We start from the raw sequence: 1,479 nt of genomic DNA on the forward strand, positions 1-1,479 counted from the left end.
TGAACCGCACCCCGATTGTTGGACTGAAGAAATTCAGATTCGATGATCGGAGGTGCGGTTCTTTCGTATGCGTGAGGATCGAAGGAGACGTTACGACGACGGGTTCCGCCGCGAGGCGCTGGAACTCATCAAGGCCGGAGCCGGCGGGAACACGCTCGCCAGACGGCTTGCCATACCGGTGTATACCGCGAGAAACTGGATCAGGCTGTACAGGTCCGGCGGCGAGGAGGCGGTCATGGGAGGCAACGGCAGCAGACGCTACGACTGGGAGACGAAGGTCGCAGCCGCGCGCGACCACGTCGAGAACGGCATGACCAAGACGGAGGTCATGGCGAAGTACGCGATCGCGAGCATCGCGCCGTTGGAACGCTGGTGCCGCGAGTACCGGGCGGGAGGCCCGGAGGCGCTCAGGCCGAGGCCCAAGGGCAGGCCCAGAGGCTCGAAATCCAAACCGAAACCCGAACCCACGCGCGAGCAGGAGCTCGCCGAACAGGTCGCCTATCTGAAGGCGAAGGTCGCGTACCTGGAAAAACTCCGGGCCCTGCGGGCGCAGAAGTCACGAGACGCGAGAGAAGCGCCGTCGTCCGACTGCTCGCAGGGCGGGGACACCGGCTCGACCACCTCCTCGAGATAGCCGGGCTGCCGCGATCCACGTACTACCATCACCTGTCGCGCCCGGCGCACGTGTCCAGGCCGGACGTGGAGCCGATGGTACGGGAGATATGGGAGCGCACCCCGAACGGGTGCGGCCACCGGCAGGTGCGCATGTGCCTGGTCCACGAGTTCGGCACGCGCATATCCGCCAAAACCGTGCTCGGGGTCATGCGCCGCATGGGACTGAGATGCGCCATCCGCTCCAGGAACCCGTGGAGGAGGTACAGCTCGTACAGGGGCGAGACGGGCGATCACGTGCATAACCTGCTCAAACGCGACTTCGACGCGGCCCGTCCGTTCTCCAAGCTCGGGACCGACGTCACCGAGTTCAAGGTCGCGGGCGGCAAGGCGTACCTCGCGCCCGTGTACGACATGGCCAGCAAGGAGATCGTCGCCTGGGACGTGAGCCGCAGTCCGGACCTCGGGCAGCAGAGGCGCCTGCTCGCCATGCTCGCGGAGCGCCTGCCCGCCGGCGCGGAGCCGATCCTGCACAGCGACATGGGATGGCAGTACCAGCACCAATGGTGGCGGGACGAGCTCGAACGCCTCGGCATCCGCCAGTCCATGAGCCGCAAGGGCAACTGCCTGGACAACGCCGCCACCGAGCAGGTCTTCGGCCACTTGAAGGACGAGTTCTACCGAGGCCGGGAGTTCGACTCGTACGAACAGTTCAAACGCGAACTGGACGCCTACATCATCCATTGGAACACCAGACGGCGCCAGATACGACTCGAGGGACACACCCCGGAGGAGTTCCGGAGCATGTCCCTCGCGGTCTAGGGCTGTATCCTAATTAACAACGTCCAACAAACGGGGCGCAGTTCA

Annotated in this window: 2 protein-coding genes; both read left to right on the top strand. The window is 65.0% G+C overall.

The window, feature by feature from the left end:
- Nucleotides 1-67: 67 nt before the first annotated feature.
- Complete coding sequence (locus tag WMO36_RS08310; RefSeq protein ID WP_065439487.1) at nucleotides 68-634, top strand: helix-turn-helix domain-containing protein; 567 nt, start codon at nucleotides 68-70, stop codon at nucleotides 632-634.
- Entirely contained in the window at nucleotides 589-1,434 is an 846-nt protein-coding gene (locus WMO36_RS08315; RefSeq protein ID WP_081291877.1) for an IS3 family transposase, read from the top strand. The genes WMO36_RS08310 and WMO36_RS08315 overlap by 46 nt, the downstream gene beginning before the upstream one ends.
- The last annotated feature ends 45 nt before the right edge of the window (nucleotides 1,435-1,479 follow it).

The organism is Bifidobacterium hominis, from assembly GCF_040095915.1.
Classification (GTDB): domain Bacteria; phylum Actinomycetota; class Actinomycetes; order Actinomycetales; family Bifidobacteriaceae; genus Bifidobacterium; species Bifidobacterium hominis.

Excerpts from the sequence above, each read along its gene's own strand:
- WMO36_RS08310 (WP_065439487.1), top strand. The coding sequence starts at position 68 with ATGCGTGAGGATCGAAGGAGACGTTACGACGACGGGTTCCGCCGCGAG.